Source organism: Marinomonas balearica (genome assembly GCF_004362145.1).
Classification (GTDB): Bacteria; Pseudomonadota; Gammaproteobacteria; order Pseudomonadales; family Marinomonadaceae; genus Marinomonas; species Marinomonas balearica.
The window spans coordinates 472,479-498,678 of record NZ_SNXC01000010.1 but is presented as its reverse complement, the minus strand read 5'-3'; the positions used below and the strand labels follow the sequence as shown (position 1 = coordinate 498,678).

The window sequence follows — 26,200 nt, the reverse complement described above, 5'->3', positions numbered from 1 at the left end:
TTCCAAAATATGAATTAAACGGCAATAAACATAACAATAACGCTAAATCAAAGCATTCACCACAAACAGAATCATCTAGAGAATAGTTGTTTTTCCGTAAGCACGGTTAAAACACAAAAACCAAAGACAACTAACCAAGTGACGTAACAGTACAGAAGAAAAAGGGAGGAGTGCACCATACAACAAACCGCATGATGCACATAAAAACTATCTAGATTGTAATGCAGCCTCTAACTGTGCCATCCCTAAAGGTTGATCCACCTTTATTCCTAGATCCCTCATGGTACTCCCCAACGCGTGAAGTGTTCTAAAGAGATTATGCTCTCGACATTGCTCCCCCATTTGACCAATTCGCACAATAGGCTGACCAAAAGATCCTGCAATCTCAACTTTATAGACAGACGAAATATGGTTACAAATATCAGTAGCGGAAAAGCCGTTAGGGATTTTAATCCCCACAACAGAATTTAGTCTCGACGAAGGTTCGATAAACAAATCCAACCCCATCCCTTCAATACCCGCTTGTAACGCCTTGGAACAGCGCTCATGGCGAGCAAATCGGTGCTCCAATGTTTCGTCACACACCAACTTCAAAGCCTCATGCAATGCCATGATTCCCGAAACAGGCGCAGTATAATGGTAGCCATGTTTGTGCCAAAAATTTTCAGCCAATTTTACGTCGAAACACCAATGAGACAACGTCTCCTCTCGGTTCTGAATAACATGCCAAGCCGCATCAGAAAAAGCCACCAGCGACACCCCCGGTATACAAGAAAGACCTTTTTGCCCACCGGTAATGACAACGTCCACCTGCCATTGATCCATTTTGAGAGGCATGGTGCTCAACGTACAAACGGCATCGACAATGACTAGACATCCATATTTTTTCGCGCGTTTGGCAATTTCTTCCAATGAGTAATTAAACACCGTGTTCGATGTTTCACCTTGAACAAGGCTGATCGCTTTTGGCCTAAATTCTTCAATTGCACGCTCAACTAGATCCGGATCTGCAGCCGTGTGCGTAGGAACATCTAACGTCTTAACATTCGCCCCTATGCGCTCCGCCATTTCTCCCATGCGGCTACTAAAAAAGCCGTTGTTAATACAAAGAAATGAATCTCCAGGAGAAAGCAAATTAACAATTGCCATTTCCATTGCAGCAGATGCTGGCCCCGCCACCCCGATAACCCACTTCGATTCAGTTTGAAAAACATAACGCGCCATTGCTTTCACTTGATCGATTACCTGCGCCATAACATCACCCAAATGGTTAATCACCACAGAGTTGGCTCGTGCTACTCTTTCAGGAATGGGTACAGGACCAGCACCCATCATTAACAAAGGCTCGCGAGGCAAGATATCATCTAACGATTTTATCAACGGAGTGTGAACGGAGTTTACGCTGTCAGTCATTTTCTCACTACATTCTATAATTTGTAAAAGGGATCAATGCTCTTTGAGTCACTGCAAAAGCAAGACATTCCCAAGCAATATCATTATCTATTAATTAAAAAAATTCAGAATAAAGTTTTACTATATTTAATATTTCAACACTTTATCCTAAATATAATACTTTAGCCCTTCATAAATTAGGAGCACAAAAACTTAAAACAGTCGGATCATCTACACTCACCCCAAATTCCCCCCACAACTCTCTTTCTCCCTCATAAATTACCGAAGATCTCCCTAATAGCGCACTACAATCACTTAGCACCAAAACAGAACACTGCGATGCATCATAAGTGCTACACGCACCAAAAACCGACAAACAATTTCAAAAAAACCAACAAATGAACTATAGACTCCGCTTTCCTGTAACAAAAATACCGAACATTGCGCAGTAACATAGCAACGTCAAACCTACTCCCCTAAAGAAACAAGCAAAAAAACAAAGATCAAAATTAAACTATGCATTTGACTGGCACTACATTTGCACAAACGATATAGATCACAAACAGATCCACTGGATCGACAAACAGTGACTTAAGCGGTAGTACCGCATTAAATAAGGAGGAAAGAGCAAACTAGCTCCTTTTGAGTGGCAATCTAAGCAGTTTGCTCGACCAACATGTCCAAACTCGTCATTTTTTCAGATCTTGACGGTACATTATTAGATCACCACACATACAGCTTTGAAGCTGCAAAAGATACACTTCAAAGTCTAAAGGCTCATAAGATACCGTGCGTATTAAATACGAGTAAAACGTTCGCAGAACTACTCAACTTAAGAGCAGAGCTTTCTCACACTGACCCATTTATCGTAGAAAATGGAGCCGCGATTTATATCCCTAAAGGCTCCCAATTAGAGATAAATGACGAACTAGAAGATTGTGGGAACTATTGGCGCAAAGCCATGGGGCCCTCTCGAACAAAAATAACGGAAATCACAAACACACACAGGAGTGATTTCGAATTCGTCCGCTTTAGTGACATGAGCTCCCTCGACATTGCAAACTTAACCGGCCTTTCTATTGAGAAAGCAGTACAGGCAATGCAAAGGGAGTTTACTGAACCGATGGTCTGGAATGACTCAGAAGCGGCGCTTTCTAAGTTCAAAGATTCTCTTGAAAACTACGAATTGCAAGTTCAAAAAGGAGGACGCTTCACCCATGTCATGGGAAAACACTGTGACAAAGCGAAAGCGATGAATTGGCTTGCAAGCCAATATACTGCCGAATACTCAGAGAACATTACCACGATGGCACTTGGTGACGGTGAAAACGATATCGGCATGCTATCAGCAGCCGACATTCCCGTCGTCATTCGCTCCCCTGTTCATATTCCACCAAAGGTTCCCAATAGAACTGATGCTTGGCTAACCTCAAGTTACGGACCAATTGGCTGGGCAGAGGCCGTCAAGAAAGCACTTATTCAGGAAGGTTACCTGTAAACAAAAAACGTTAATTCACACTTTGCAAGAGTCATTAAAAAATAAGACCTTCATCATTAGGAGTTTCATATGGGTGATTTTTACCAAAACGGGATCATTACGACGCTACATAATTTAGCCAATCGTCCGTTAGAGGACCTAGAAAAAGAGTTATGTGAATTCGCCAAAACACGCCCAATGTCATTGATATTGCCTTGCTTATACTCCGAGCTTGAAACAGCTGCGATGCCTAATATCATTGAGCATCTAAAAAAAGTACCGTATCTTTCTGAAATTATTATAGGCCTAGACAGAGCCACAGAAGAACAGTACCGACATGCATTAGAGTTCTTTTCTGTTTTACCTCAAAAAACCAAAGTCCTTTGGAATGACGGACCTCGCCTAAGAGAAATAGATGCAGTACTTAAGGGCGAACACTTATCCCCAACAGACCCCGGAAAAGGTCGAAATGTCTGGTTTTGCATGGGCTACAATTTGGCTGCAGGCGAAGCCGAATCGGTTGCTATGCATGATTGCGATATCGTCACGTACGATAGAGAACTGCTTGCTAGGCTGATTTATCCAGTCGCAAACCCAAATTTCAACTATGAGTTTTGTAAAGGATTCTATGCTCGTACAGCCAATGGAAAAATGAACGGTCGGGTAAGTCGCCTTCTTGTAACACCATTGCTCTATTCACTTAAAAAAGTGTTTGGTAATTTGGATTACTTAGATTATTTAGACAGCTACCGGTACCCACTGGCCGGTGAGTTCTCCTTCCGCCGTGATGTTATGACAGATTTACGAATCCCAAGTGATTGGGGATTAGAAATCGGCGTACTCAGCGAAATGTACAGAAACTACTCAACGAACAAACTCTGTCAAGTTGATATCGCAGATGTGTACGATCATAAACACCAAGACCTTTCCGCAGATAATGACGACGGCGGCCTATCCAAGATGTCGATTGACATCACGAAAGCTGTTTTTAGAAAGCTGGCTACAAATGGCATCATCTTTAATCAGGAAACGTTCCGAACTATCAAGGCAACCTATTTTCGAGTGGCTCTGGATTTTATCGAAACGTATCGCAACGATGCAGAGATAAACGGACTGAAGCTGGATGTTCATATGGAAGAGCAAGCTGTTGAACTGTTTGCAAGCAACATTATGAAAGCCGGCAATATGTACCTAGAAAACCCAATGGAAGCACCGTTTATCCCCAGTTGGAATCGCGTGGTGAGCGCCTTCCCTGGTGTGTTAAAACAACTTTCAGTTGCGGTTGAAAAAGATATGAATGACTTTGGCCCAAAATAGCACTGCATTAATCTGAGTTCGAACCGTAATGGCGAACTTTTAGACTTAACACGGGGAGCCCGATTACGACACGCTCCTCGTACTAAGTGGCTAAAACCTCCATGTAAAGAAGAACAGGCAAATTTATGGATTCAAGCGCTCCTTCTCATTTAGAACAACGTCTCACAGGGCATTTGCAAACTCTGTACCCTAAACTCGATGCCAGCGAACTGGCGAGAAAATGTTTGACTACATTTAATTTAGACGCAAATGCCGAACCCCCGCGACCGCATAAGAACTTGTGGGATCAATCAGATATTATGTTGATCACTTATGCTGATACGTTACGCTCAGAAGACGCTTCACCGCTAGAGACGCTGCATAAATTCATAAAAACCAACTTAAGTGAGAGCATTTCAGCCACTCACCTTTTGCCGTTCTTCCCGTATAGCTCCGATGACGGTTTCAGTGTTATGGATTACACAACTGTAAATCCATCAAGCGGAGACTGGGCTAACGTGTCGGCCATTACAGAAGACTTTAAAGTCATGGGCGATCTAGTAATCAACCACTGCTCCAGCCGAAGCATGTGGTTTGAAAATTACAAAGCAGGTATTTCACCCGGCAAAGATTACTTCTATGAAGCAGACCCTCATTTTGATTTAAGCAATGTCGTGCGCCCACGAACATCTCCCCTTTTGCGAGAAGTGCAAACTAAAAATGGGGTTAAACATGTATGGTGTACTTTTAGTCATGATCAAGTCGATTTAAACTTCGAGAATCCAGAAGTCCTTTTAGAGTTTTTAAGAATTATTCGACTATACCTAGAGAAAGGCATTCGTTGGTTTAGATTGGATGCTGTTGCATTTATTTGGAAAACACCAGGCACAAACTGTATTAATTTACCCAATACCCATGAAATGATACGACTGTTACGACTCATGATCGAACACTGGGCGCCAGATTCCGTCATCATTACAGAAACAAATATTCCAAACAGAGAAAACCTTACCTATTTTGGTAACGCCAACGAAGCCCACTTAATTTACAATTTTTCTTTACCCCCATTGCTTATCAATACACTGGCAACAGGGAATTGCTCGCACCTAAAAAGCTGGCTAATGGGAATGCCGCCCGCACAACAAGGCACGACCTATCTTAATTTTGTTGCTTCACACGACGGTATCGGTTTACGACCAACAGAAGGGCTATTATCCGAATGGGAAATAGACACCTTGATCAGCACTATGAAGAAATTTGGAGGCAAAGTCAGCTCACGAACAACACCAGAAGGGGAAGCGAAGCCTTATGAAATAAACATAAGCCTCTGGAATGCTTTGAGTGGATCGGTCCTCCATGGACCTGATCAGTGGCAATTTGCTCGATTCTTATGTGCGGCAGGCGTTCAAATGGCGCTGGAAGGCGTACCCGCCTTTTATATTCACTCGCTATTTGGAACAGAGAATGACCATGAGCGAGTGAAGAATACAGGGCATTTCCGCTCAATCAATCGCCATATCTGGCAAATGGACGATTTAGATCACGCTCTCAATACCAATACACACCACAAAAAAGTATTTGAAGCGATGAGTCGACTGATGAAAATCCGCCGAGCTCAGGCGGCGTTTCATCCAAACGCAACACAATATGTACTGCATATGGGCGATGAACTCTTTGCATTTTGGCGTCAAAGTATCGATAGACGCCAAAGCTTATTTGCAATTTACAACATTTCAGATCAGCCAAAAACATTCAACCTTTCTGAGCTAAACCTTATAGCAACTGAAGACTGGACTGATCTGGTAAGCGATCAACGCTACGAAGACCAAATGGCACAAGTAACATTGATGCCATATCAATTCATGTGGTTAGCAAACAAAACTTCTCGCCCAAAAGAATAGAGACCTAGCGGCCCGCTCGCCTTACTTGAAAGCCACGGACGGCTCTTCACCCTCAATAGACTCTGCTAAAAAACCACCTGTTTGATGCGCCCATAGAGCAGAGTATATCCCCGGATACGCAATCAGCTCTTCATGCGAACCTTGCTCGACAACACTGCCTTCGTCCAAAACCACTAATCGGTCCATTGCTGCAATGGTCGACAAGCGATGAGCAATGGCGATCACTGTTTTGCCTTCCATTAATTTATACAAACTTTGCTGAATAGCCGCCTCCACTTCAGAATCCAAAGCAGATGTCGCTTCATCGAGAATTAGAATAGGAGCATCTTTAAGTAAAACACGAGCAATCGCTACTCGCTGCCTTTGTCCCCCTGACAATTTAATTCCTCGTTCGCCCACCATGGCGTCATAGCCAGTGTTTCCATGAGGATCCGTAAGACCCAAGATAAACTCATGCGCTTCCGCTTTCTTAGCGGCTTCGATCATCTCCGCTTCTGACGCATCTGGTCTACCATAAAGCAGGTTCTCTCTTACGGTTCTGTGCAACAAAGAGGTATCTTGCGATACAACACCGATCATTTGGCGAAGAGAGTCTTGTCGAACATCAGCTACTTGTTGATTATCTACACGTATCTCGCCCGACTCAACATCGTAAAATCTCATCAACAGATTCACAATTGTCGACTTGCCAGCCCCTGAACGCCCTACCAAACCCACTTTTTCTCCCGGATGAATAGACAAACTTAAATTGTCTATTACCTTTTTATCTTTCTTGCCATAATGGAAACTTACTTGATCAAATTCGATAGCACCTTTTGTCACTTCGATTGGCTGAGAGCCGGCTTTATCCTGAACAGATAGAGGTTTTGATAATGTCCCCATGCCATCGGCAACCATTCCAATATTTTCAAATAACGACCCTATTTCCCACATAATCCATTGAGACATACCGTTTAACCGCAACGCCAAACTAATGGCTATTGCAATCGCACCAACACCAATGGCGCTGCCCAACCAAAGAGAAATAGCCACTACCGCGATCACAAACGTCAGCAAGTAATTACACAGCTGCACGCTGACATTGACCCCTGTTACCAGTCGCATCTGCTTGTGCACAGTTTTAAGAAAACCATCCATGCTATCTCGCGCATAGTCCCACTCTCGGTTAGTATGAGAAAACAGCTTCACGGTGGATATATTGGTATAGCTATCTACAACACGTCCCGTCATTGTCGAACGCGCGTCAGCCTGCTCCTCCGAAACCGCTTTAAGCTTTGGAATAAAATAAAGTTGAATCGATACATAACAAGCCAGCCAGCCAAGCATCGGCAACATGAGTCGATAATCGGCATTCGCAATCAAGACCAACATCGAGATGAAATACACCAATATATACACAAGCACATCGAGTAGTTTCATCACACTTTCTCGAACAGCAAGTGACGTCTGCATCACTTTTGTCGCCAGCCGTCCCGCAAACTCGTCTTGAAAAAAGCTCAAACTTTGGCGTAACAGATATCGATGCGCTAACCAACGAACCCGCATTGGGTAATTCCCCAGTAAAGTCTGATGCACAATCGCAGAATGCAAAAAGGTGACAACAGGCATTCCCACTAATATAAGTGCAGACATTGAAATTAAGCGCCCACCTTCCTCTTCAAGAAAGGTATCGGGGTTAGAGTTGACAAGCCAGTCGACCAATTGCCCCATAAAGCCAAACAAAACGACTTCCATGATGGCAAGAGATGCAGTCAAGATAGACATCAATATAAGAGGAACTTCAACGCCTTTAGAATAAAAGCGACAAAAATCAAACAAGTTCTTTGGAGCATGTTGTACGTGATGCTCTGGGTATGGCGCTACCCAACGTTCGAAAAACTTTAACATATAGACTCTTACTAATTATTCTAATATTTGGGAATGTTGAGGCATTGTTTATCGTTTAGCGACAACCGTTTTAGTATCTTAATGAATATAAGCCGCTATATTATACGAGATAGAACGCTTACGTGATTTTTCCTTACTTATTGGCCTTGCTCACAAAAAAGCCAATTGACTCCTAAATTCAAAGAGCGCAAATTCGGATACCAAAAACTCATTAAATAAGTGAGCCAAGAGTTCGCTAAGAAATTTTGACTTGCGACTAAAACGCGCATACATTTTAGCTCTTATTTTTAAACACGAAGCTTTAATAAGCTTTTCTCAACACAAGGTAATACCGTTCATGCCAACCGAGCAGCTTGCAGAAAAAATTGCACAATACAAACAAACACCCGAAAAAACTGTTTTTTCAGATGTGATAAACACCATTGAAACACACTACCAGTTTACGCCTACACAATTTCAAAATGGCGCACAACTAAACCAAGAAGATCAAAACAATGGATCCTGCAAAATCTTCTTTTTCGCACAGTTGCATGAACTCAATGAACAAACAACACTAAATTTATTCGGCGAATATTACAGAACAGATGTTCTTCAAAACCCAGAAGGCGAAGATCATCAAAATATACGTCAGTTCATTCAAAATGGCTGGGGCGGCATCTCCTTTGCAGCAACTGCCTTAACGCCTAAGGCGTAATATTCGATCCAACCATATGACGATAGCACCGTTTGAAGATTGCACATTTAAATATGCAGAACTCCAACATCAAGGTGCTATCTTCATAGCGTAAAACCATAAGAAGGTGAGATATGGAACTAGTCGTTTTCGATTTGGATGGTACTCTCTTAGATAGAAACCAGACCCTTTCGCCTTTTACTTTGGAGACTCTCGATGCCCTAAGTGAAAGAGGCATTTTATACACCATCGCAACTGGGCGAACTCATTTGGCCGCAAGAAAATGCCTAACTCAACACCACTTTGAACATTGGATGATTTTTAAAAACGGAGTTGAATGGTGGCACCCACTAAAGCAACAATATCGCCATCAAACCTCTCTAAAAAGAGACTCAGTTGACTTCGCACTCTCTCATTTTTCTCTCAATGGCGTTACTCCTTTCGTTTTTTGCGTTGCTAGTGACGGCTCTCATAAAGTTTATCACCCACCTATAAAAGCACATCTTAGCAATTTGATTGCGAATGAATTGGGGCAACATGAAGAGTTAAGCCTACACCCCATACGAGAAATGAAAAACGATGACGTTGTGACAAACCTAAGTGCATTAGGCTCTGAAGGTCAGGCAAGCTCTATTGTATTGTCTCTTAACGGAATAAATGAAATAAAGGCGTACTGTGGTGGTGGAGTGTATAACAAAGATGTTTTCTGGATAGACATTCACCACCAAAATGCTTGCAAAGGCTCTGCGATCAGTGCATTAAAGAATGAACTTGGAGCAAACAAAATTATCGCTTTTGGTGATGGCGACAATGACTTGTCTATGTTTGAGTATGCCGATGAATTTTTCGTACCAAACAATGCTACTATGCGTATAAAATCGCACGCAACAAAAGTAATTGGTCATCATAACGACGACGGAGTCGCTCACTTCTTAAGAGACTATTTTCAACTTTAGGTTGAAGTTTAGAAGGCGCCCCCCATTTACCTAATAACAACAAAAGTTACTTTACCCCTTCATCGGTTTGAGCCATGATTAGGTTAAGGCAGAAAATACGGAGAAATCCAAGATGGTAGAAATGATTTTATTTGCAGCAGCACTTGTATTGATAGGCGTTATGTCAAGCAAGCTAATCACGCATTTTGCTCAACCTCGAGTTAAGCTACAACCCATCAAGCTTGATAAAGAGCAACAAGAAAAAGAACGTCTACTTGCGCAGAAATCTCGCGCATACAATAACAATCGATTCCCTCGTTAATTTTTTGCGGAGCTTAACTTAGTCGCTAAGCTAAGGCGTTGCTGCCAGATCAAGTAAAGGGCAACGCCGAAATGCTGACTACTTTACAATAGAGTAATCTCTTAGTTTATTTGCAATGGCGCTGTGACTCATACCAAGCTCTTTGGCTAATTTTCTTGTGCTCGGATACTTGGGGTATAGCTTACGCAGCAAATCCGCTTCCCACGTCTTTATTGTTTTATCTAAAGAGCCCTCAATTAATTCTAATGCGACACCTTTTGAGCCCGTAGGCAAATCAAAATCGCCAGCCTCTAGTATCAACTTATCCGTTGAGGCTACCGCACTGTACAGCACCCCTTTTAGCTCAGCGATATTTCCAGGCCAATGATAAAGCCCTAGCTCTAAAACAGCGTTTTTACTGAGAGAAACTCGACCAACTCTTAAATGATCACACACCCTACTCAATATCTCATTGGCTAAACCGTCAAGATCATCAGGCCGATCCCTTAATGCTGGCACACGAAGGTTCTGCTGTGCCAGATGCAAATATAGCTCATAATTAAACGAACTATGAGAACGCATATCGTTGCTCGAAAGCGACGTTAAAACAATCAGCCTCCTAAAGACACTGTCGCCCACAATATCAACCTGATTTCTTTTCAACCAATCCGATAAGCACATTTGCACAGGCGCCACTAATCCCTCAACTCCCTCAATAACCAACCATCCCGGATTAGATAGAAACGCCGCTAACTCCGCTTCAGTTTGCAGCTCAATGGCCTTCTTTCGATTAATCTGGCCACCTTCATGCCCATGTGATCGCCAATATTCAACCAAAGCGTTTAAGATGGCATTTTTTCCTGTTCCTACCTCTCCCGATATCATTAATGGAGAGCTCAAATTAGCGAAACGTTTAGCTCGCATCATACAAGACATCATCGCTTCACTTAGAACCATATTGCTCTTAAAGTACTGCTCTAACTTAAAGTCACTCGCATTTCGTCTGAATCTCTCAGATTGCTGATCGATCCTTACTGCGGACTTGAGGTGGATAACGGCGCCCGCATAGATATCTTCATTATTATTGGAAACATTGATGGGTTGTATCTCCAATAAAAGCGATTTTCTATTAACACGAATACGCTTAGAAAATCCGCTATCGATATCAGAACGACTCAACCGCGAAAAGTTAACGGTCTTTATGAAAGAATTGAGCGGCTTGTGTAATAAATCCTTTAATGCAACCCCTAAATCCTGTGCAGCGAGCTCAGTCGCCATCGTCACATTGCCCTTTACATCAATTGCAATAACGCCATCAGGCAACGCTTCTAATGTTTGAGCGAGCGTATTCGTTTCTCGTTCTGATGAAGAAAACTGAACACGCTTTACATCCTCTACTCCATCTAATCGACGCAGAGCAGCAAGAAGCTCCTGCAACAAGACAAAGTCAATATCAGGAAAACCGACAAACAAGCATCGATTCGTTGTATCGACCTCAACTAAACGCAAATCAATTCTTTGAGACACGAAAAGCTTAAGAATTTCATGCACCATACCTATTCTGTCTTTACACTGAACTTCTAAACGCATGACATCCTCAAATCCGAAGCTTATTCATCTCAATTTAGTTAGATCCCAAGGGCAATTCGATCACAAAACAACCAACAAGCCTTACATTTTTAACTTCAAAATGGAAGTTTGCGGTGCAAACCTTTCATACAACGGAAGCACGGCTGCACCAAGAGCTCCAGAATACCGAGCATAGCGAGCAGGCTGAATACTTGGAACAGTAAGCAATGGTTCATCACTCAAAGCTTCAGAAAGAGCCATTATAAACGGGACAATCATCCAAGCCGGCATTCTCCCTCCCACCCTAACTTCACTCGGATTTGTTAGCGCAAGTAAAGCAACAAATGCAGGCAGCACTTCTACAGCGACACTTTTTGCCCATTCGTAGATTAAGCCCGAATCCGAGTTTTCATCGAGATCATCTAGTGTTCGGTTGTAGGTCGACATCAAAAACCGTTGCAAGGAAGTTAAAGATAAGGCTTCTAATACTCGCTCTCCAAACTTCCCTGTTTTGGTATACAGCAAACCAAACTGCCCTGCCGCTCCGTGCGTGCCATTTAAGCATTCACCGTTTTCAATAATACATCCACCCACAGCCGTGGACATATACAAGTAAAATATATGCTCTAACGGCTGAGTAGAAAAAAACAACTCACACAATGCCGCTGCCTGTGCGTCGTTCTCTCTCATGACGGGTAACGAAAACTCACCCTCTAACCAGTCTTCAAACTGGCTTCCATTCCAGTAATCTAAACCTTCTACCACATCACTTTTGGAGTTAATTCCTAGACGTTCTGTCCACTCTCCCATGTAATCTGGTCTAGAAAGGCCAATACCTTGAACTTTAAACCAATCGTTGCCCAAAAAGTCAGCCGCCTTCTCCACTAATTTTGCAACAATCGCCTTTGCGTTATTTTCGCCAGGAAAAGAAATACGCTCTTCAATTTGATAAATGCATTTTCCACCAAAATTAACGAGCGCAACACTGATGAAATCACGATCTACATTCACACCCACACCGTAAGCGCCTGAGTCATTCAAATTCAATTTTTTTTGAGGCTGCCCTCGCTTTCCTTTCACCTTACCTTCGCTAACAATCAAGTTCCTCTCGATCAACGCTGAAGAAATAACGGAAATTGTTTGCGCACTTAATTTGGTATACGCAGAAATTTCTTGTCTTGATATATCAGGATACTGACGTATTAACTGAAGAATAATGCGCTCGTTAAAAAAACGACTTCGCTCAGAAGTACTGCCGATGAGATTCATCATAAACTCTAATTAAAGACACCTTTTTAATAATTAATAAACCTAGTTGATTTAATTAGTCTACAGGCTATGATGCATGACTAACAACCATAAAAAAAATACTATACACACGGAGTGATATCCATGTCATACCCTGAATTTGATTCGAAAGCCTTTTTGGAAAGACACATTGAACAAACAATGGCTTTCTATTTTCCCTCTTGTATTGACCCAAGCGGGGGATTCTTTCAATTTTTCAAAGATGACGGGAGTATTTATGATGCGAATACACGCCACTTAGTCAGCAGCACTCGGTTTATTTTCAATTTTAGCAAAGCCTATCTACATACAAACATCGCAGAATACAAACAAGCGGTTGTGCATGGCATACAATACCTAAGAGAAAGACACCGTTCCAAATCTGGAGGCTATGTATGGCTACTGGAAGGCGAAAAGAACCTAGACGAGACCAATCACTGCTATGGGCTTGCATTTGTTATGTTGGCCTACTCAAATGCGCTACAAGCCGGCATTTCAAAATCTTCAGAGTGGATTGAAGAAACCTACAATCTTTTAGAAGAACACTTTTGGGAAGCAGAGCATGGACTCTATCTAGATGAAATCAGTGAAGACTGGTCCATCAAAAGCACTTATCGCGGACAAAATGCCAATATGCATATGTGCGAGGCCATGATGGCCGCCTTTGACGCCACACAGAATGAAAAATACTTAATTCGCGCGAAACTGTTGGCAAAGAATATAACCCAACACCAAGCTAATTTATCAGAGTCAGGTGAAATCTGGGAACACTATACCCCAGATTGGAAAATCGATTGGAATTACAATACAAACGACCCTAAGCATTTATTTAGGCCCTGGGGGTTTCAGCCTGGACACCAAACAGAATGGGCAAAGCTGCTATTAATGCTGAACAATCGCGCGCCCGAACCATGGTATCTTTCAAAGGCAAAATCGTTATTCGACGCAGCTTATAAAAAAGCGTGGGATACGAAGAATCGTGGCCTCCATTATGGCTACGCCCCCGACGGCAGTATTTGCGATGCCGACAAATATTTTTGGGTTCAAGCAGAGTCCTTCGCGGCGGCGTGGTTACTCTATCTCAATACAAAAGACGAAAAATACAGAGAGCAATATCAAGCACTTTGGGAGTTCAGTTGGGATAATATGATCGACCATAAACACGGCGCGTGGTATCGAATACTCAATGAGCGTAATAAAAAATACGACGATCATAAAAGCCCTGCGGGAAAAACAGATTACCACACAATGGGCGCATGCTATGAAGTTTTGAAAACGCTGAAAACCGATCAAAACTAAAACGGCAGTTCAATAAATATCCATCATTTTAGTTGAGTGATTCAATTAAACCGTAAAATAAAGTATTATTTTACCTCCTGAGGTTGATTCTTAAGATAAGCTTCACCTCTTCCGTGGGAGCACTCGGACCAACTATGCAGCTAGACAAAATTGACCTCAATCTACTTCGCTATTTAGATTCTTTACTACGCGAACAAAATGTCACCCATGCCGCCAATCAACTTGGCATAACTCAACCCGCAATGAGCAACGGGCTAAGAAGGCTAAGAGATCTTTTTCATGACCCTTTGTTGGTCAGAACAAGCGACGGAATGATGCCAACCGCGTTGGCCATTCAATTGCAGCCAAAAGTTCAGGTCATTTTACAAAGTGTTGATGAAGTACTGCATCTTGGCCAAAACTTTGATGCAGAATCCAGTTCACGCGTTTTTAGAATTATGGCAAGTGATTATGCAGAGGCAACCCTTATTCCACCACTGATGGAACGACTGCAAGCCGAAGCACCCAACGTCATACTCGACGTTATGAACCCTAGCGATGTTAGTTTCCATGACGTAGAAAAAGGTAAAGTTGATCTTGTTATCAACCGATTTGAAACCTTACCTCAATCTTTCCACCAAAAGTCAGTTTGGGTTGATCATTTTTCATGCCTTGTTCCAAACAGAGCGGATGTAATTAAAGATTTCTCATTAGAAAAGTACCTGCAACTGCCCCACGTTTGGGTAAGTAAAACAGGCTTTGGGGTTGGGGTTGGCGTGCAGCCTGAAGAGGTTCAAAAACTCGGTTGGGTCGACGCGTCGTTGGCAGAGCTCGGTCACAAAAGAAATATCCGACTCTTCACTCGAAACTATAACGTTGCGATGAGAGCGACAGAGCAACTTGGCTTAATTGCAACGCTGCCGACACTGGCTACAAAGCTCGTTGAAGGCAATAGTGGAGTTAAAGTCGTTCCGCCACCATTCGACATCCCTCCTGTCGAATTAAAAATGTTATGGAGCCCCTTATTACAACACGACCCCGGTCATATTTGGTTAAGATCCACGATTGCAGGATGCGCTAACGTGATCGCAGAAAATCACAAGCTCTAACTCATTGTTCGAAAACCAACCGCCCGACTTCATATAGAATGGGCGGTGGTTCATTTTACTTCTCGTTTCCCGAACTGGTTACATACAAGTCTTTAATATGGCCGTTATTAATGCTGTAGCACCAACCATGAACATGCAATTCTTGCCCATTTTTCCAAGCACTTTGAACCACGCTCGTTTCTCGAACGTTAGCTACCTGCTCAACAACATTCAGCTCACACATTCGGTCAAAGCGCTCATGCTCATCTCCAATGGCGTCAATTTCCTCTTTATGTAATCGGTATACATCCTTGATGTGGCGTAGCCAGTTATCGATTAGACCAAGCTCTTCTTGCTCCATCGCCGCTTTAATGCCGCCACAACCATAATGTCCAACCACCATGATGTGCTTTACCTTCAATACATCAACAGCAAACTGAATGACAGACAAACAGTTTAGATCAGTATGAACGACTACATTTGCAATATTTCTATGGACAAAAACTTCACCTGGCATCAAATCTACAATTTGATTTGCGGGTACACGCGAATCGGCACACCCAATCCATAAGTATTCAGGTTTTTGTTGCTTTGACAGCTTCTCAAAAAACTCTGGATCCTCTGCATTTACTTTAGCAGCCCATTGTCTGTTTTTTTCAAATAGTTCTGGTAACTTACCGCTGGACATATCGGTTTCCTAACTCTTAATGAAACTGCGTATTACGACATCCGCAGTTAAAGACAATTGTTTTAATTCCTGAACTTTTTGACGACCTTCGTAAGGTGCCTTGTGCATATGTGGAGTCATACTGAGCAAATGCGCAATCTCATCTTGAGACCCCAAATGAAACTTAAAGGTCACTTTTTCCTCATTTGCCAAATCAAATCCATCAATACCGTTCATGTGAGTCTGGCGATATTCTTTAATGGATGGATACAGTAATTCTCGCAACTCAAGCAGATGGTTCTCTCCTGACTCAACCAAAATAAGCTGGCCAGAAGATTTGAGAACACGATGAAACTCGGAAAATACTGGGAATCCAAAAGCACATAAAACAGCATCAAATTGGCAATCGGAAACAGGAATGTTTGCATTACTGCCTACAATCCATGAAACATTTTTACTTCTTTTGCTGGCTGCAGTAATAGCCCATTTAGAAATATCAATTCCAACACTCTCAAAATTTCTTATGGACTGTGATTGAGCAGATTGACGGTTATTTTCTTCAATCAATTTACTTAAATAATACCCATCACCACAGCCTGCATCCAATACAGCACTCTCGTTCTGTCCATTGAATAAAAACGAATGCAAACCTGTTATGATCGGATCATAGATGCCAGAGTCAAGGAATTGCTTCCGAGAGGAGACCATTTCCTTACTGTCTCCCGGATCTTTGGAATGTTTTTTTTGAACAGGCAATAAGTTTATATAACCTGATTTTGCGATATCATACACATGCCCATTAGGGCAGTGCATTGAACGACCCTCATGAACAAGTACTTCTTGATCGAGTGGACATAGTAAATTATTGAAAAGCGTCACTTGCGCTCCCAGAGACTAATAGAATGAGCGCTATTCTAGTGTTATCAAGCTAGATTATCAAAACTAATGAACAGGCACGACCAAATCAAACTGCCTACTGGATTGCAAATCCAAATAGGATGAAAAATCTTGGTTATTCATTGGTTTTGCAAACAAATAACCCTGAACTTCTTCACAGTGGTAATTGTTTAAAACATCAATTTGAGATCGGCTTTCCACGCCTTCCGCTATGACTTTCAAATTTAAGCTATTTGCCATGGCTATCGTCGCTTTAACAATTGCATCGTCATCTGCATCAATACCCAAGTCGTTCACAAACGAGCGATCGATCTTCAAAGATTGAATAGGGAATTTTTTCAAATACGCCAAAGATGAGTAACCCGTCCCAAAGTCATCAATAGACAACGTCAGCCCAAGTTTTCTAAACCCATGGAGCTTTTCAATTGTTTGTTGAGCATCCGCCATAAGCATACTTTCAGTCAGCTCTAGTTCCAAGTATTTAGGGTCGACCCCCGTCTCAGCTAACGTAGCTCTAACCATTTCGACCAAGTTAGTCTGCATAAACTGCCTACCAGACAAATTAACAGACAAACTGATAGGCGCATGTCCCGCCTCTCGCCATTCTTTCAGTTGACGACAAGCTCGCTTTATAACCCACTCGCCCAAAGGAAGAATTAAACCCGTTTCTTCCGCTATTGGTATAAACTCATCAGGCGGTATCATCCCACGCTCTGGGTGAATCCAACGAATTAGTGCTTCAGCTCCGACCGTTAACTCATCTGAAAGCCGAATTTTAGGCTGATAGTATAATTCAAACTGCTCTTCTTCTATCGCCTTTCTCAGTGCACCACCTAACGTTAGTTGCGCACGATAGTCCTGGTGCATCTCACTTTTATACAGGCAAAAGTTATTGTAGCCTAAGGCTTTTGAACGGCACATCGCAGATGCAGACGTTTTCAGAAGGTCATCGATACTTTTACCAAACTCTGGGTATTTTGAAATCCCCACACTGGCCGTGACAAGCATTTCCAAATCTTCGACTGGGTAAGGTTGTGCGCTTACTGAAACAACGTCTTGAGCTACTGCAGCAAGTTCAGCGTCTTCCAACAAATCATCTACTAAAATAGCAAATTCGTCTCCTCCCAATCGAAATAACTGAGCATTACGAGGCAATACGCTTTGAATCCGACTAGCGACCCCTCTCAAAAGCTCATCTCCAACCTGATGACCAAAGGAATCGTTTACTGTTTTAAACCCGTCTAGGTCGATGTACAACAAACCAAACTTTTGATCATTCTTTTCAGCCCTAGCGATTTGACTGTTAAGTTTTTGATAGAGAGAATCCCGGTTAGGAAGCTGGGTTAAAGAATCGTAGTTTTTCAACCGAAACAACTCTGCTTCTGCCTGTCTGATTTCTTGCTTATCAGTGATTTGAATATAAAAAGAATCGCCGCTGGGTTCTTTGTAGCCTTGGATGTGACACCAATGAACACCCTTCTTTGTCAAAAAGCGAACATCGGTAGAAATTTGCCCTTTTGAAAGCAGTTGACCAAATACCGAAGGCGCCATCGCAGAAACAGCAAACAGGTCTTTAAACTCTTCAACACATTCAAACTGAGTTTGCGCTTGAGCACTTTGCTTAAGGCACTTTCCTGTTATATCAAAACGAAAGTAAGATAAATTAAAAGCATCTAGATGAGAAGAAGATTCAATATCGCGGGTAAAATCACCTGCTTTGGTCACGCCGAAATCGACGGCAGATGACATCTCCCGAGCCTCAACCTTAACACCAAACTCATTCGGACCTAGCGGCACTCGCTCACCAGAACAATGGAAAATTCGACCACCTTCGCATTGAATAATCCAAGTTAGACTGTCCTCAAAACCTAAAGACAAGTGTGCCTGCACTTTTTCAATGAGTGCATTTTGAAGTTGAGAGTTTAGTGATCGATCCTTCGAAATCTCTGTAGAAAAAAGCGTCTTTGCCGCTGCGTTACGCCAAGATATTGATGATTTAGAGACATCAATTAGCCAACGAGCAATTTCACGCGCATCATTATTTATAAAGAATAAGTCTGTCATCAAAAGGAAACATTTACAGCTAAAGTAATTTTATGCCTGAAACGAACATACATTTCAAGTATCACCATTCATCAGGTACAACAAAAAGCCATTTATGTCCTATTTTTGCACTCTTGTCACTCGAAACCGTAAACAAAACAGGACGATCATCGATTTCAAACCGAGCCGTTAGACGACGACTACACTCTCTATGAGTTATATATTCCATATCTAACGTCGGGGTTAGCCAATGCGGTTTGATAGCTTCTGCCAGCAATGGCAGCGCTGTGGCGTCAAGGTCTCTTAAATGAATCCAATTTGCCTCGCTGTTGTAAGATTGGTCCATTCTTGGATATCGGAACAGCCGACCAAAAATAAGCAGTTCTTTATTCCCAACATTCGGAATCGAATGAGAATTAAGCCAAGCAACACCTTCTTTTGTATTTAGTATTTTCAGCTGATGGTGCATTGCTCGTTCCGTTTTTTTACGCAGACTGTCGTTTTTATTTGGACCAATCCAATTATCAGGTGCTAAATCCGGTCTTTCTAAATAAAACTTTATTGCGATCTCAAATTGAATGTAATGACCTTCCACTGTTTTTACAATTAAGTCTATCTCTCCTAGTGTTCGGGTATCGGACTGAATTTGCTCGTGCTCACATACAATATCGAGTGTTGTAAAATGCCTGATTGCAAATGAAAACAGCACTTCAAAGTAGCTGCCCAAAAAATGGGATTTTACGTTTGAAAAGACATCGTAGAGTGGGCTGGGGTTGTCAGAGAGTTGCTGTAACTTACCCTCCCAATCTACTATTCGATAATATGACAAATCCAATGCTTCGTTAATTGTCTCAAACCGAAGCACCCATTTGAGATCATCAATTAAATTTGACCTATTCATTGTGATATATCATTGAGACAAAATCTGATCAATTGAACGAATACAATGCAATATTTTTCGCTCATTTTCTGGACTCAAGTTGAGGCCAGCTTCACTTGCATATTCAGCAATACTCGATGTACGGGGTAGCGGAGAACCTAGCTCAATCATCTCTTTAAACTTTGGTATCATGATGAACTTCAACCATTGATTAAAAGTCATGCAGTCAACCGCAAATGGAACCCGGCTTTTGAACGCCTCCTCTTCTGGCTTCTCACACTCCCATACACCGGCTTCGCGCATCAAAATTTCTAAATCGAGCAAACTATCCGCCAAGTCATGATAACGTTTTATATCAAGTGTCACTGAATTCTCCGAGTAAAGCAGATATAATTACCGACATTTTAAACGCAATTTAGCGAATCCCCTAATATGGTTTTACAATGAATCAAATAGAATCTTTGAGTGATCTTTTTAGCTTAGTCGGATGCCAAGTAAACTACTACGATATAGGACGTCGAATTCAAAGGCTGGCTCCTCAACAAGTCATCCAATTTGATAAAAAGCAACAACCGTACCCGTACCCTTTTCGAAAACATGCTTGGTTGGCTTGTGTTCTGTCACCAACAAACTCGCAGTCCAAAGCCGATGATTCTGTCATTTGGTTTATACGCCTTCCTATTGACGAGCAAGGAAGCCTAAATCTAGGTACAAGAGATCATTTCATAAAAACCATTGTTGATAGAATAATGAACAAAGGTAAAGAACAAGGATTGAATGAAGCCTTAGAAGATAACCCGTACGCATTTACTCCAGACCAAGAACGAATGGCGAACTTTCACGCAATAATGGCCACTTCGATGAAACAAGCTCCGTCACCTTACTTTGATGATGTAAAAGACTACCTGACGAAAAGCCTACCTGACGAAAACGACACATGGCGCCAACTTGGACTCCAAGGCATTGCTGATCTTGCCTCTCGTCACGCTCACAAAGATATTGAGCCTCTCATTATAAAAGCCATTGACTCGACCCCTCTCGCTTTTTCAATGGCTTTGTGCAATTGCTTAGAGCATCACACACTATCAAACGAGCTTTCATCAAAATTGAAAAACGTTTGCTCTGAAGAAAATCGCCCTGAAGTGGTCGCAGGCTATATACGTGCCCTTTCAAACGGAAGCATGCCACCTCAATTAAACTTGAGCCTTTTTCAAGCAATTGGCGATCTTTCAACATGTGACGACACCCACATTCATTTGATTACTGCACTTGCTGCAAAATGTCCTCACTGGCTCGCTAACGAACCCGCTCTATTAAGAATTATTATGGAGAAACTCGCCCATCGTGAGGATGGCTGGCTGGGGTTCAATCAAATCGCCACTGAACTAAGTCAGCACCCTGAAGCAAACATTCCTTTATGGTCTTTGCTACGATCAGATCATATAAGTAGCACATTGCAAAAAGCAGTAGAAAGTCTATTCGCACCACAATCAAGTACCGTTCAGTAGGTTAATTCGCCTTTCTTTACGACACATTACCCCACTCTGAAAACAAAAAAGCCAAGCACTTTTGTGCTTGGCTTTTTAAACTCACAACAATCTAAAAACGATTATCACAATCACTCTTGCATGTAGTTCTCAACCTTGGCTTTTAATTTTTGCCCAGGTCGAAAAGTAACTACAGTACGCGCAGTAATTGGGATTTCCTCTCCGGTTTTAGGGTTACGGCCAGGTCGCTGACTTTTTTCGCGAACCTCGAAGTTGCCGAAACCAGACAACTTCACTTGCTCCCGCTCTACTAGAGACTCTCGTATTACCTGAAAAAAACCTTCTACTAGGTCTTTCGCATCTTTCTTAGTCAAACCTATAGTTTCAACAAGGTTTTCCGCTAGATCCGCTTTAGTCAACGATGCCATAAGCTTACCCTCGAATAACTGCCCCAAGTTCTTCAGTGAGAGCAGATATTATCTGATCCACTGTATTGTTCACTTCTTCATCACTAAGAGTGTGGGAAGGATGCTGCCACGTCAAGCCCAAAGCAACACTTTTTTTAGATTCATCAATACCTTGACCTTGATAAACGTCAAAAACCGCTACTTTTTGGAACGCCTCACCAGCATTCTTAGCTACGATAGATTCCATCGCGCTTACCGGTGTTTGTCGATCGACAACCAATGCCAAATCTCTACGAACCTCAGGGAATTTGGATACAGCTGAATACAGCGGCAATTGTGCCGACAACACTGCGTCCAATTCAAGGTCGAAGATGTAAACCGCCTGGTTAATTCCAAGCTCTTTAGCAAACCGTGGATGAAGCTCACCCAATACGCCAACCTCTTTACCATCAATAAGCACTCGTGCTGATCGACCAGGATGTAGATACACGACATCAGCACGCTCAAACGTAGGAACTCGCCCTTGATTAAGCCCAAACAGCGCTTCTACATGTGCTTTAAGATCATAAAAGTCAACACTTTCGTTTTTATGATACCAGCCTTCAGGAGCACGCGAACCTGCAATCAAACCAGCTATACGCTCCTGCTGATCTAACTTATCAAGTTCAGATACACGCCCAATGAAACGTCTTCCTGTCTCAAACAACCTTACACGCGATTGCTGACGATTCTGGTTGTAAAGATAAGTTTTCACCAAACTTGGCACTAAACTAGGACGCATCACACCCATATCCGAAGAAATAGGGTTTGCTAGCGGCACGGGGTCAATATCTGGACAAAATTGCTTACTTAAAGCAGGATCGATAAAGCTGTAAGTCACCGCTTCCTGATAGCCATTCGCAACCAATGTCGCTCGAACTGATTGAATCGCTGTTTTCGTCTCCGTTACTGGCTTGAAATTTACAGCGGCAGTAGGCATGGAAGAAGGCAAATTGTCGTAGCCGTAAATTCGAGCCACTTCTTCAATGAGATCCGCTTCAATCTCAATATCGAAACGATGCGATGGAGCAGATATCGTCCAAGCTTCGTCCGTTTCCTCAACCAAACTCATACCAAGACGCGTTAGGATTTCAGTAACCTGAGACTGCTCCAACGAAACCGCAAGGTACTGATCTAACTTCTTGCGTCTTAGAGTAACTTGATTGGCTTTTGGCAAGTAAGATTCACTGACAACTTCAGTCAATGGACCTACTTGACCGCCCGCGATCTCGATAATTAGCGCTGTTGCACGCTCAATAGCCTTTTCTTGTAAAGTAGCATCTACTCCACGCTCAAATCGGTGAGACGAATCCGTATGTAATCCGTACGAACGAGCTTTACCTGCGAGCGCTATTGGTGCAAAAAAAGCAGACTCAAGGAAGATATCTTGAGTATTCTCATTTACTCCGGAAAACTCTCCGCCCATGATGCCAGCCACTGCAAGCGGACCCTTTTCATCAGCAATAACAAGTGTATCGCTACGAAGAGTTAACTCCTGACCATCAAGCAGAGTGATTTTTTCGTCCGCAACCGCATCACGAACAACAACAGAGCCATTCAGGTTAGCTAAATCAAATGCATGCATCGGCTGCCCCAACTCCAACATTACATAGTTTGTAATATCGACAATTGGGTCTATGGTTCTAATCCCACTACGACGCAACTTCTCTGACATCCAAAGCGGCGTTTGTGAAGCGACATTGACACCTTTGATGATTCGCCCTACATAGCGAGGACATGCATTAGATGACTCAACCCTTACATTAAATGTATCTTGAATTTGAACATCTGACGGAGCAATATCCACAGGCGTTAAATCAGTGTTATTTAGAACACCAACTTCTCGCGCCATTCCAGCAATGCTTAAACAGTCACTTCTATTTGGCGTTAAGTCAACATCAATAATAGAATCATCCAAATCCAAATATTGGCGGAAATCCTTCCCTACTGGAGCCTCATTAGATAACTCAAGCAAACCATCATTGTCGTCGCTAATACCCAGTTCAGCTGCAGCACATAACATACCAAAGGATTCAACTTGTCTCAGCTTCGCCTTTTTAATCTTGAAGTCTGGGCCTAATACCGCACCCACTTTCGCAAACGGAATTTTAATGCCCGCGCGAGCATTAGGAGCACCACAAACCACCTGATATTCTTCCGCACCATCCGAAACACGACAAACCTGAAGCTTATCTGCATTTGGGTGCTTTTCTGCTGCCAAGATCTCACCAACAACAACACCTGAAAAATCTTCAGCCACGGACTCAACTTCGTCGACTTCCAATCCTGCCATTGTTACTTGAGCAACAAGTTCTTCGGTAGAGATTTCTGGATTGACCCACTCTCTTAGCCAATTTTCACTGAATTTCATCTTTCTTCCTCAGACCGATTATTTAAATTGCGTTAAGAAGCGCAAATCATTTTCGAAGAACATACGCAAGTCATCAACTTTGTATCGCAGCATCGCAAATCGCTCTACTCCCATCCCAAACGCAAAACCGGTATATTTTTCAGAGTCTATTCCAGACATTTCAAGCACTTTTGGATGAACCATGCCACACCCTAAAACTTCCAGCCAAGATTCTTCACCTTTGCTGTTGGTGCGCATAATATCAACTTCAATGGAAGGCTCTGTAAATGGAAAATAACTTGGACGAAAACGCGTTTTCAAGTCATCCTCAAAGAAAGCATTTAAGAACTCCTGAAGTATTCCTTTCAAGTCAGCAAAAGAAATATTTTCGTCGATTAGCAAGCCTTCCACTTGATGGAACATCGGCGTGTGAGTTTGGTCAGAATCACAACGGTACACACGACCAGGGCAAATAATACGGATCGGAGGCTGAGACTGCTCCATCGTACGCACCTGAACGGGGGAAGTATGGGTTCTTAAAACAGTTGTAGGATCAAAATAGAAGGTATCCTGCATTGCACGAGCAGGGTGATGCGCAGGAATGTTAAGCGCTTCGAAGTTATGGTAGTCATCTTCTATTTCTGGACCTGACGCTACATCGAAACCAATGCCTTTGAAAAAGCTTTCGATACGCTCCATTGTCCTTGTAACAGGGTGCAAGCCACCGATATCCTGACCTTTACCTGTAAGTGAGATGTCGATGGTTTCACTCGCAAGCTTGGCATCAAGCGCAGCAGTAGCTAAAGCTGACTTACGCTCGTTCATTTTTGCTTGTACTTGTGCTTTTGCTTCGTTCACCAGTTGTCCGAACTTAGGACGATCTTCCGGCGCAACATTGCCAAGCTGCTTAAGTAAAGCCGTAAGCTCACCTTTTTTGCCTAGATATTTTACACGAATTTCATCTAGTGCTGATTCACTGTCAGACGCTACCACCGCCTCAAGAGCGTTGGCCAGAATCTGGTTTAGGTTCTCCATTTCATACTCCAAAAAATAAAATAGGGGAAGAGCTTAGCTCTTCCCCTATTAAAGACTGCTATGTGTGACACCCAAATAACAGGTATACGTCACATTAGGCACTACGTCTGAAATTAAGCCAAGCTAGCTTTCGCTTTTTCAACGATTGCTGCAAAAACTTCTTTTTCGTATACAGCCAAGTCAGCCAATACTTTACGGTCAATTTCAATAGACGCTTTCTTTAGGCCAGCAATGAAGCGGCTGTAAGATAGACCATTGATACGAGCGGCAGCGTTAATACGAGCAATCCATAGAGCACGGAATTGACGTTTACGTTGACGACGGTCACGGTAAGCATATTGACCGGCTTTAATAACCGCTTGTTTCGCTACGCGAAATACACGGCTACGAGCACCGTAGTAACCTTTAGCTTGTTTTAAAATCTTTTTGTGACGGCGACGAGCCTGAACACCACGTTTTACGCGAGGCATAATATAAACCCTTTAACTAGTTAATTTGACTAAAATTTGTATAAACGATTAAACGTATGGAAGCATACGAACGATCAATGGCTTGTCGCAAGATGCTACTTGGTTCATAGAACGAAGTTGACGTTTACGCTTAGTCGATTTCTTCGTCAAAATGTGACTAGTGAAAGACTGCTTATGTTTAAAACCGTTAGCGGTACGTTTGAAGCGCTTAGCTGCGCCACTATTTGATTTAATTTTTGGCATGGTAAAACCACTCTCGCATTCGTTAATTTAAATATGATTCCTCTGTCTTTTCAGACGTGAATCACTTCTTCTTTTTGGGAGCAAGCACCATCGTCAATTGACGACCTTCCATTTTCGCGGCTTGTTCAACTACACCATATTCCTCTAAGTCTTGAGCGACTCGATTCATAAGCTGCATGCCAAGCTCTTGATGGGCCATTTCACGACCACGGTATCGTAAAGATACTTTGGCCTTGTCTCCACCTTCTAGGAAACGTATCAGGTTGCGGAGTTTTACCTGATAATCCCCTTCTTCCGTCCCTGGTCGGAACTTCATTTCTTTAACCTGGATTTGCTTCGCATTTTTCTTTTGAGCGGCTTTAGCTTTTTTCTGCTCAAAAACATGCTTGCCGTAGTCCATGATTTTGCAAACAATCGGATCTGAATCTGCAATCTGCACTAGGTCTAGTGCCGCTGCGCGAGAGGCATCCAGTGCTTCCTCAATCGAAACAACACCCACTTGATTACCGTCAGCACCGATTAAGCGCACTTCGGTAGCTGCAATGTTTTCGTTGATTTGAGGGCGCTGCTGTTTATTATTGCGCCCACGATTCATATT

At 42.5% G+C, this 26,200-nt stretch carries 24 protein-coding genes; 9 read left to right on the top strand and 15 right to left on the bottom strand.

The genetic code is table 11. From position 1 onward, the window contains the following. Nucleotides 1-207 precede the first annotated feature (207 nt). The gene (locus DFP79_RS07440; protein WP_133503294.1) at nt 208-1,413 is read right to left on the bottom strand and encodes a pyridoxal-phosphate-dependent aminotransferase family protein; all 1,206 of its coding nucleotides are present in this window, start codon (nt 1,411-1,413) and stop codon (nt 208-210) included. A 655-nt stretch (nt 1,414-2,068) separates the two neighbouring features. Here DFP79_RS07440 and DFP79_RS07435 point away from each other — a divergent pair. The 3 genes from DFP79_RS07435 to DFP79_RS07425 all read left to right on the top strand — a co-directional run bounded on the left by DFP79_RS07435 (nt 2,069) and on the right by DFP79_RS07425 (nt 6,066). Further along, nucleotides 2,069-2,890, top strand: a complete 822-nt coding sequence (locus DFP79_RS07435) for an HAD-IIB family hydrolase (RefSeq protein WP_133503293.1) — start codon at nt 2,069-2,071, stop codon at nt 2,888-2,890. A gap of 69 nt (nt 2,891-2,959) precedes the next feature. After that, nucleotides 2,960-4,186 carry a glycosyltransferase family protein gene (locus DFP79_RS07430; RefSeq protein ID WP_133503292.1) on the top strand — a complete coding sequence of 409 codons (1,227 nt, stop codon included), beginning with the start codon at nt 2,960-2,962 and terminating at the stop codon, nt 4,184-4,186. Nucleotides 4,187-4,311: 125 nt separating this feature from the next. After that, entirely contained in the window at nt 4,312-6,066 is a 1,755-nt protein-coding gene (locus DFP79_RS07425) for an alpha-amylase family glycosyl hydrolase (RefSeq protein ID WP_133503291.1), read from the top strand. Between the two features lie 21 nt (nt 6,067-6,087). Here DFP79_RS07425 and DFP79_RS07420 read toward each other — a convergent pair whose 3' ends face one another. Beyond that, nucleotides 6,088-7,953: an ABC transporter ATP-binding protein gene (locus DFP79_RS07420; protein WP_133503290.1), complete on the bottom strand. Its 1,866-nt coding sequence runs from the start codon at nt 7,951-7,953 to the stop codon at nt 6,088-6,090. A gap of 337 nt (nt 7,954-8,290) precedes the next feature. On the opposite strand from DFP79_RS07420, the gene DFP79_RS07415 reads away from it, so the two are divergent. From DFP79_RS07415 to DFP79_RS07405, 3 genes are all read left to right on the top strand, one after another. Then, nucleotides 8,291-8,647: a HopJ type III effector protein gene (locus DFP79_RS07415; protein WP_133503289.1), complete on the top strand. Its 357-nt coding sequence runs from the start codon at nt 8,291-8,293 to the stop codon at nt 8,645-8,647. Nucleotides 8,648-8,760: 113 nt separating this feature from the next. Further along, a complete protein-coding gene (locus DFP79_RS07410; protein ID WP_133503288.1) occupies nt 8,761-9,582 on the top strand; it encodes an HAD-IIB family hydrolase in 822 nt (273 codons plus the stop codon). A gap of 112 nt (nt 9,583-9,694) precedes the next feature. After that, nucleotides 9,695-9,883 (top strand): hypothetical protein, encoded by a 189-nt coding sequence (locus DFP79_RS07405; RefSeq protein ID WP_133503287.1) that lies wholly within the window; start codon nt 9,695-9,697, stop codon nt 9,881-9,883. A gap of 78 nt (nt 9,884-9,961) precedes the next feature. Here DFP79_RS07405 and DFP79_RS07400 read toward each other — a convergent pair whose 3' ends face one another. Together DFP79_RS07400 and DFP79_RS07395 are read right to left on the bottom strand one after the other, a co-directional pair. Then, nucleotides 9,962-11,452 carry a TyrR/PhhR family helix-turn-helix DNA-binding protein gene (locus DFP79_RS07400; protein ID WP_133503286.1) on the bottom strand — a complete coding sequence of 497 codons (1,491 nt, stop codon included), beginning with the start codon at nt 11,450-11,452 and terminating at the stop codon, nt 9,962-9,964. A gap of 81 nt (nt 11,453-11,533) precedes the next feature. Beyond that, the gene (locus DFP79_RS07395) at nt 11,534-12,703 is read right to left on the bottom strand and encodes an ROK family transcriptional regulator (RefSeq protein WP_243730222.1); all 1,170 of its coding nucleotides are present in this window, start codon (nt 12,701-12,703) and stop codon (nt 11,534-11,536) included. Nucleotides 12,704-12,823: 120 nt separating this feature from the next. Between DFP79_RS07395 and DFP79_RS07390 the strand changes: the two genes are divergently transcribed. Together DFP79_RS07390 and DFP79_RS07385 are read left to right on the top strand one after the other, a co-directional pair. Then, nucleotides 12,824-14,017, top strand: coding sequence for a D-mannose isomerase (locus DFP79_RS07390; RefSeq protein ID WP_133503285.1), 1,194 nt, complete (start codon nt 12,824-12,826; stop codon nt 14,015-14,017). A gap of 134 nt (nt 14,018-14,151) precedes the next feature. Next, nucleotides 14,152-15,105: a LysR family transcriptional regulator gene (locus tag DFP79_RS07385; protein ID WP_133503284.1), complete on the top strand. Its 954-nt coding sequence runs from the start codon at nt 14,152-14,154 to the stop codon at nt 15,103-15,105. 55 nt (nt 15,106-15,160) lie between these two features. Here the strand turns inward: DFP79_RS07385 and can are convergent, their stop codons facing one another. The 5 genes from can to DFP79_RS07360 form a co-directional block, all read right to left on the bottom strand. Then, nucleotides 15,161-15,772 carry a carbonate dehydratase gene (gene can / locus DFP79_RS07380; RefSeq protein ID WP_133503283.1) on the bottom strand — a complete coding sequence of 204 codons (612 nt, stop codon included), beginning with the start codon at nt 15,770-15,772 and terminating at the stop codon, nt 15,161-15,163. A gap of 9 nt (nt 15,773-15,781) precedes the next feature. Next, the gene (locus DFP79_RS07375) at nt 15,782-16,630 is read right to left on the bottom strand and encodes a putative RNA methyltransferase (protein WP_133503282.1); all 849 of its coding nucleotides are present in this window, start codon (nt 16,628-16,630) and stop codon (nt 15,782-15,784) included. 63 nt (nt 16,631-16,693) lie between these two features. Beyond that, on the bottom strand, nt 16,694-18,712 hold the full coding sequence (locus DFP79_RS07370; RefSeq protein ID WP_133503281.1) for a putative bifunctional diguanylate cyclase/phosphodiesterase: 2,019 nt from the start codon (nt 18,710-18,712) through the stop codon (nt 16,694-16,696). A gap of 61 nt (nt 18,713-18,773) precedes the next feature. After that, nucleotides 18,774-19,592, bottom strand: a complete 819-nt coding sequence (locus tag DFP79_RS07365; RefSeq protein ID WP_133503280.1) for a DUF1853 family protein — start codon at nt 19,590-19,592, stop codon at nt 18,774-18,776. Between the two features lie 9 nt (nt 19,593-19,601). Continuing rightward, complete coding sequence (locus DFP79_RS07360) at nt 19,602-19,937, bottom strand: YqcC family protein (protein ID WP_133503279.1); 336 nt, start codon at nt 19,935-19,937, stop codon at nt 19,602-19,604. A gap of 77 nt (nt 19,938-20,014) precedes the next feature. Here DFP79_RS07360 and DFP79_RS07355 point away from each other — a divergent pair, with 77 nt between their 5' ends. Then, nucleotides 20,015-21,079, top strand: a complete 1,065-nt coding sequence (locus DFP79_RS07355) for a DUF3549 family protein (RefSeq protein ID WP_133503278.1) — start codon at nt 20,015-20,017, stop codon at nt 21,077-21,079. Nucleotides 21,080-21,189: 110 nt separating this feature from the next. On the opposite strand, the gene DFP79_RS07350 is transcribed toward DFP79_RS07355, so the two are convergent. From DFP79_RS07350 to infC, 6 genes are all read right to left on the bottom strand, one after another. After that, nucleotides 21,190-21,486 carry an integration host factor subunit alpha gene (locus DFP79_RS07350; protein ID WP_133503277.1) on the bottom strand — a complete coding sequence of 99 codons (297 nt, stop codon included), beginning with the start codon at nt 21,484-21,486 and terminating at the stop codon, nt 21,190-21,192. A gap of 4 nt (nt 21,487-21,490) precedes the next feature. Beyond that, nucleotides 21,491-23,875, bottom strand: coding sequence for a phenylalanine--tRNA ligase subunit beta (gene pheT, locus DFP79_RS07345; protein ID WP_133503276.1), 2,385 nt, complete (start codon nt 23,873-23,875; stop codon nt 21,491-21,493). Nucleotides 23,876-23,893: 18 nt separating this feature from the next. Next, on the bottom strand, nt 23,894-24,889 hold the full coding sequence (pheS, locus tag DFP79_RS07340; protein ID WP_133503275.1) for a phenylalanine--tRNA ligase subunit alpha: 996 nt from the start codon (nt 24,887-24,889) through the stop codon (nt 23,894-23,896). A 113-nt stretch (nt 24,890-25,002) separates the two neighbouring features. Then, nucleotides 25,003-25,359, bottom strand: a complete 357-nt coding sequence (gene rplT / locus DFP79_RS07335; RefSeq protein WP_013661637.1) for a 50S ribosomal protein L20 — start codon at nt 25,357-25,359, stop codon at nt 25,003-25,005. Between the two features lie 48 nt (nt 25,360-25,407). Beyond that, a complete protein-coding gene (gene rpmI / locus DFP79_RS07330) occupies nt 25,408-25,602 on the bottom strand; it encodes a 50S ribosomal protein L35 (RefSeq protein WP_133503274.1) in 195 nt (64 codons plus the stop codon). A gap of 61 nt (nt 25,603-25,663) precedes the next feature. After that, nucleotides 25,664-26,197, bottom strand: a complete 534-nt coding sequence (gene infC / locus DFP79_RS07325; RefSeq protein WP_133503273.1) for a translation initiation factor IF-3 — start codon at nt 26,195-26,197, stop codon at nt 25,664-25,666. Nucleotides 26,198-26,200 lie beyond the last annotated feature (3 nt).

Excerpts from the sequence above, each read along its gene's own strand:
- DFP79_RS07440 (WP_133503294.1), bottom strand. The coding sequence starts at position 1,413 with ATGACTGACAGCGTAAACTCCGTTCACACTCCGTTGATAAAATCGTTA.
- DFP79_RS07435 (WP_133503293.1), top strand. The coding sequence starts at position 2,069 with ATGTCCAAACTCGTCATTTTTTCAGATCTTGACGGTACATTATTAGAT.
- DFP79_RS07430 (WP_133503292.1), top strand. The coding sequence starts at position 2,960 with ATGGGTGATTTTTACCAAAACGGGATCATTACGACGCTACATAATTTA.
- DFP79_RS07425 (WP_133503291.1), top strand. The coding sequence starts at position 4,312 with ATGGATTCAAGCGCTCCTTCTCATTTAGAACAACGTCTCACAGGGCAT.
- DFP79_RS07420 (WP_133503290.1), bottom strand. The coding sequence starts at position 7,953 with ATGTTAAAGTTTTTCGAACGTTGGGTAGCGCCATACCCAGAGCATCAC.
- DFP79_RS07415 (WP_133503289.1), top strand. The coding sequence starts at position 8,291 with ATGCCAACCGAGCAGCTTGCAGAAAAAATTGCACAATACAAACAAACA.
- DFP79_RS07410 (WP_133503288.1), top strand. The coding sequence starts at position 8,761 with ATGGAACTAGTCGTTTTCGATTTGGATGGTACTCTCTTAGATAGAAAC.
- DFP79_RS07405 (WP_133503287.1), top strand. The coding sequence starts at position 9,695 with ATGGTAGAAATGATTTTATTTGCAGCAGCACTTGTATTGATAGGCGTT.
- DFP79_RS07400 (WP_133503286.1), bottom strand. The coding sequence starts at position 11,452 with ATGCGTTTAGAAGTTCAGTGTAAAGACAGAATAGGTATGGTGCATGAA.
- DFP79_RS07395 (WP_243730222.1), bottom strand. The coding sequence starts at position 12,703 with ATGATGAATCTCATCGGCAGTACTTCTGAGCGAAGTCGTTTTTTTAAC.
- DFP79_RS07390 (WP_133503285.1), top strand. The coding sequence starts at position 12,824 with ATGTCATACCCTGAATTTGATTCGAAAGCCTTTTTGGAAAGACACATT.
- DFP79_RS07385 (WP_133503284.1), top strand. The coding sequence starts at position 14,152 with ATGCAGCTAGACAAAATTGACCTCAATCTACTTCGCTATTTAGATTCT.
- can (WP_133503283.1), bottom strand. The coding sequence starts at position 15,772 with ATGTCCAGCGGTAAGTTACCAGAACTATTTGAAAAAAACAGACAATGG.
- DFP79_RS07370 (WP_133503281.1), bottom strand. The coding sequence starts at position 18,712 with ATGACAGACTTATTCTTTATAAATAATGATGCGCGTGAAATTGCTCGT.
- DFP79_RS07365 (WP_133503280.1), bottom strand. The coding sequence starts at position 19,592 with ATGAATAGGTCAAATTTAATTGATGATCTCAAATGGGTGCTTCGGTTT.
- DFP79_RS07355 (WP_133503278.1), top strand. The coding sequence starts at position 20,015 with ATGAATCAAATAGAATCTTTGAGTGATCTTTTTAGCTTAGTCGGATGC.
- DFP79_RS07350 (WP_133503277.1), bottom strand. The coding sequence starts at position 21,486 with ATGGCATCGTTGACTAAAGCGGATCTAGCGGAAAACCTTGTTGAAACT.
- pheT (WP_133503276.1), bottom strand. The coding sequence starts at position 23,875 with ATGAAATTCAGTGAAAATTGGCTAAGAGAGTGGGTCAATCCAGAAATC.
- pheS (WP_133503275.1), bottom strand. The coding sequence starts at position 24,889 with ATGGAGAACCTAAACCAGATTCTGGCCAACGCTCTTGAGGCGGTGGTA.
- rplT (WP_013661637.1), bottom strand. The coding sequence starts at position 25,359 with ATGCCTCGCGTAAAACGTGGTGTTCAGGCTCGTCGCCGTCACAAAAAG.
- rpmI (WP_133503274.1), bottom strand. The coding sequence starts at position 25,602 with ATGCCAAAAATTAAATCAAATAGTGGCGCAGCTAAGCGCTTCAAACGT.
- infC (WP_133503273.1), bottom strand. The coding sequence starts at position 26,197 with ATGAATCGTGGGCGCAATAATAAACAGCAGCGCCCTCAAATCAACGAA.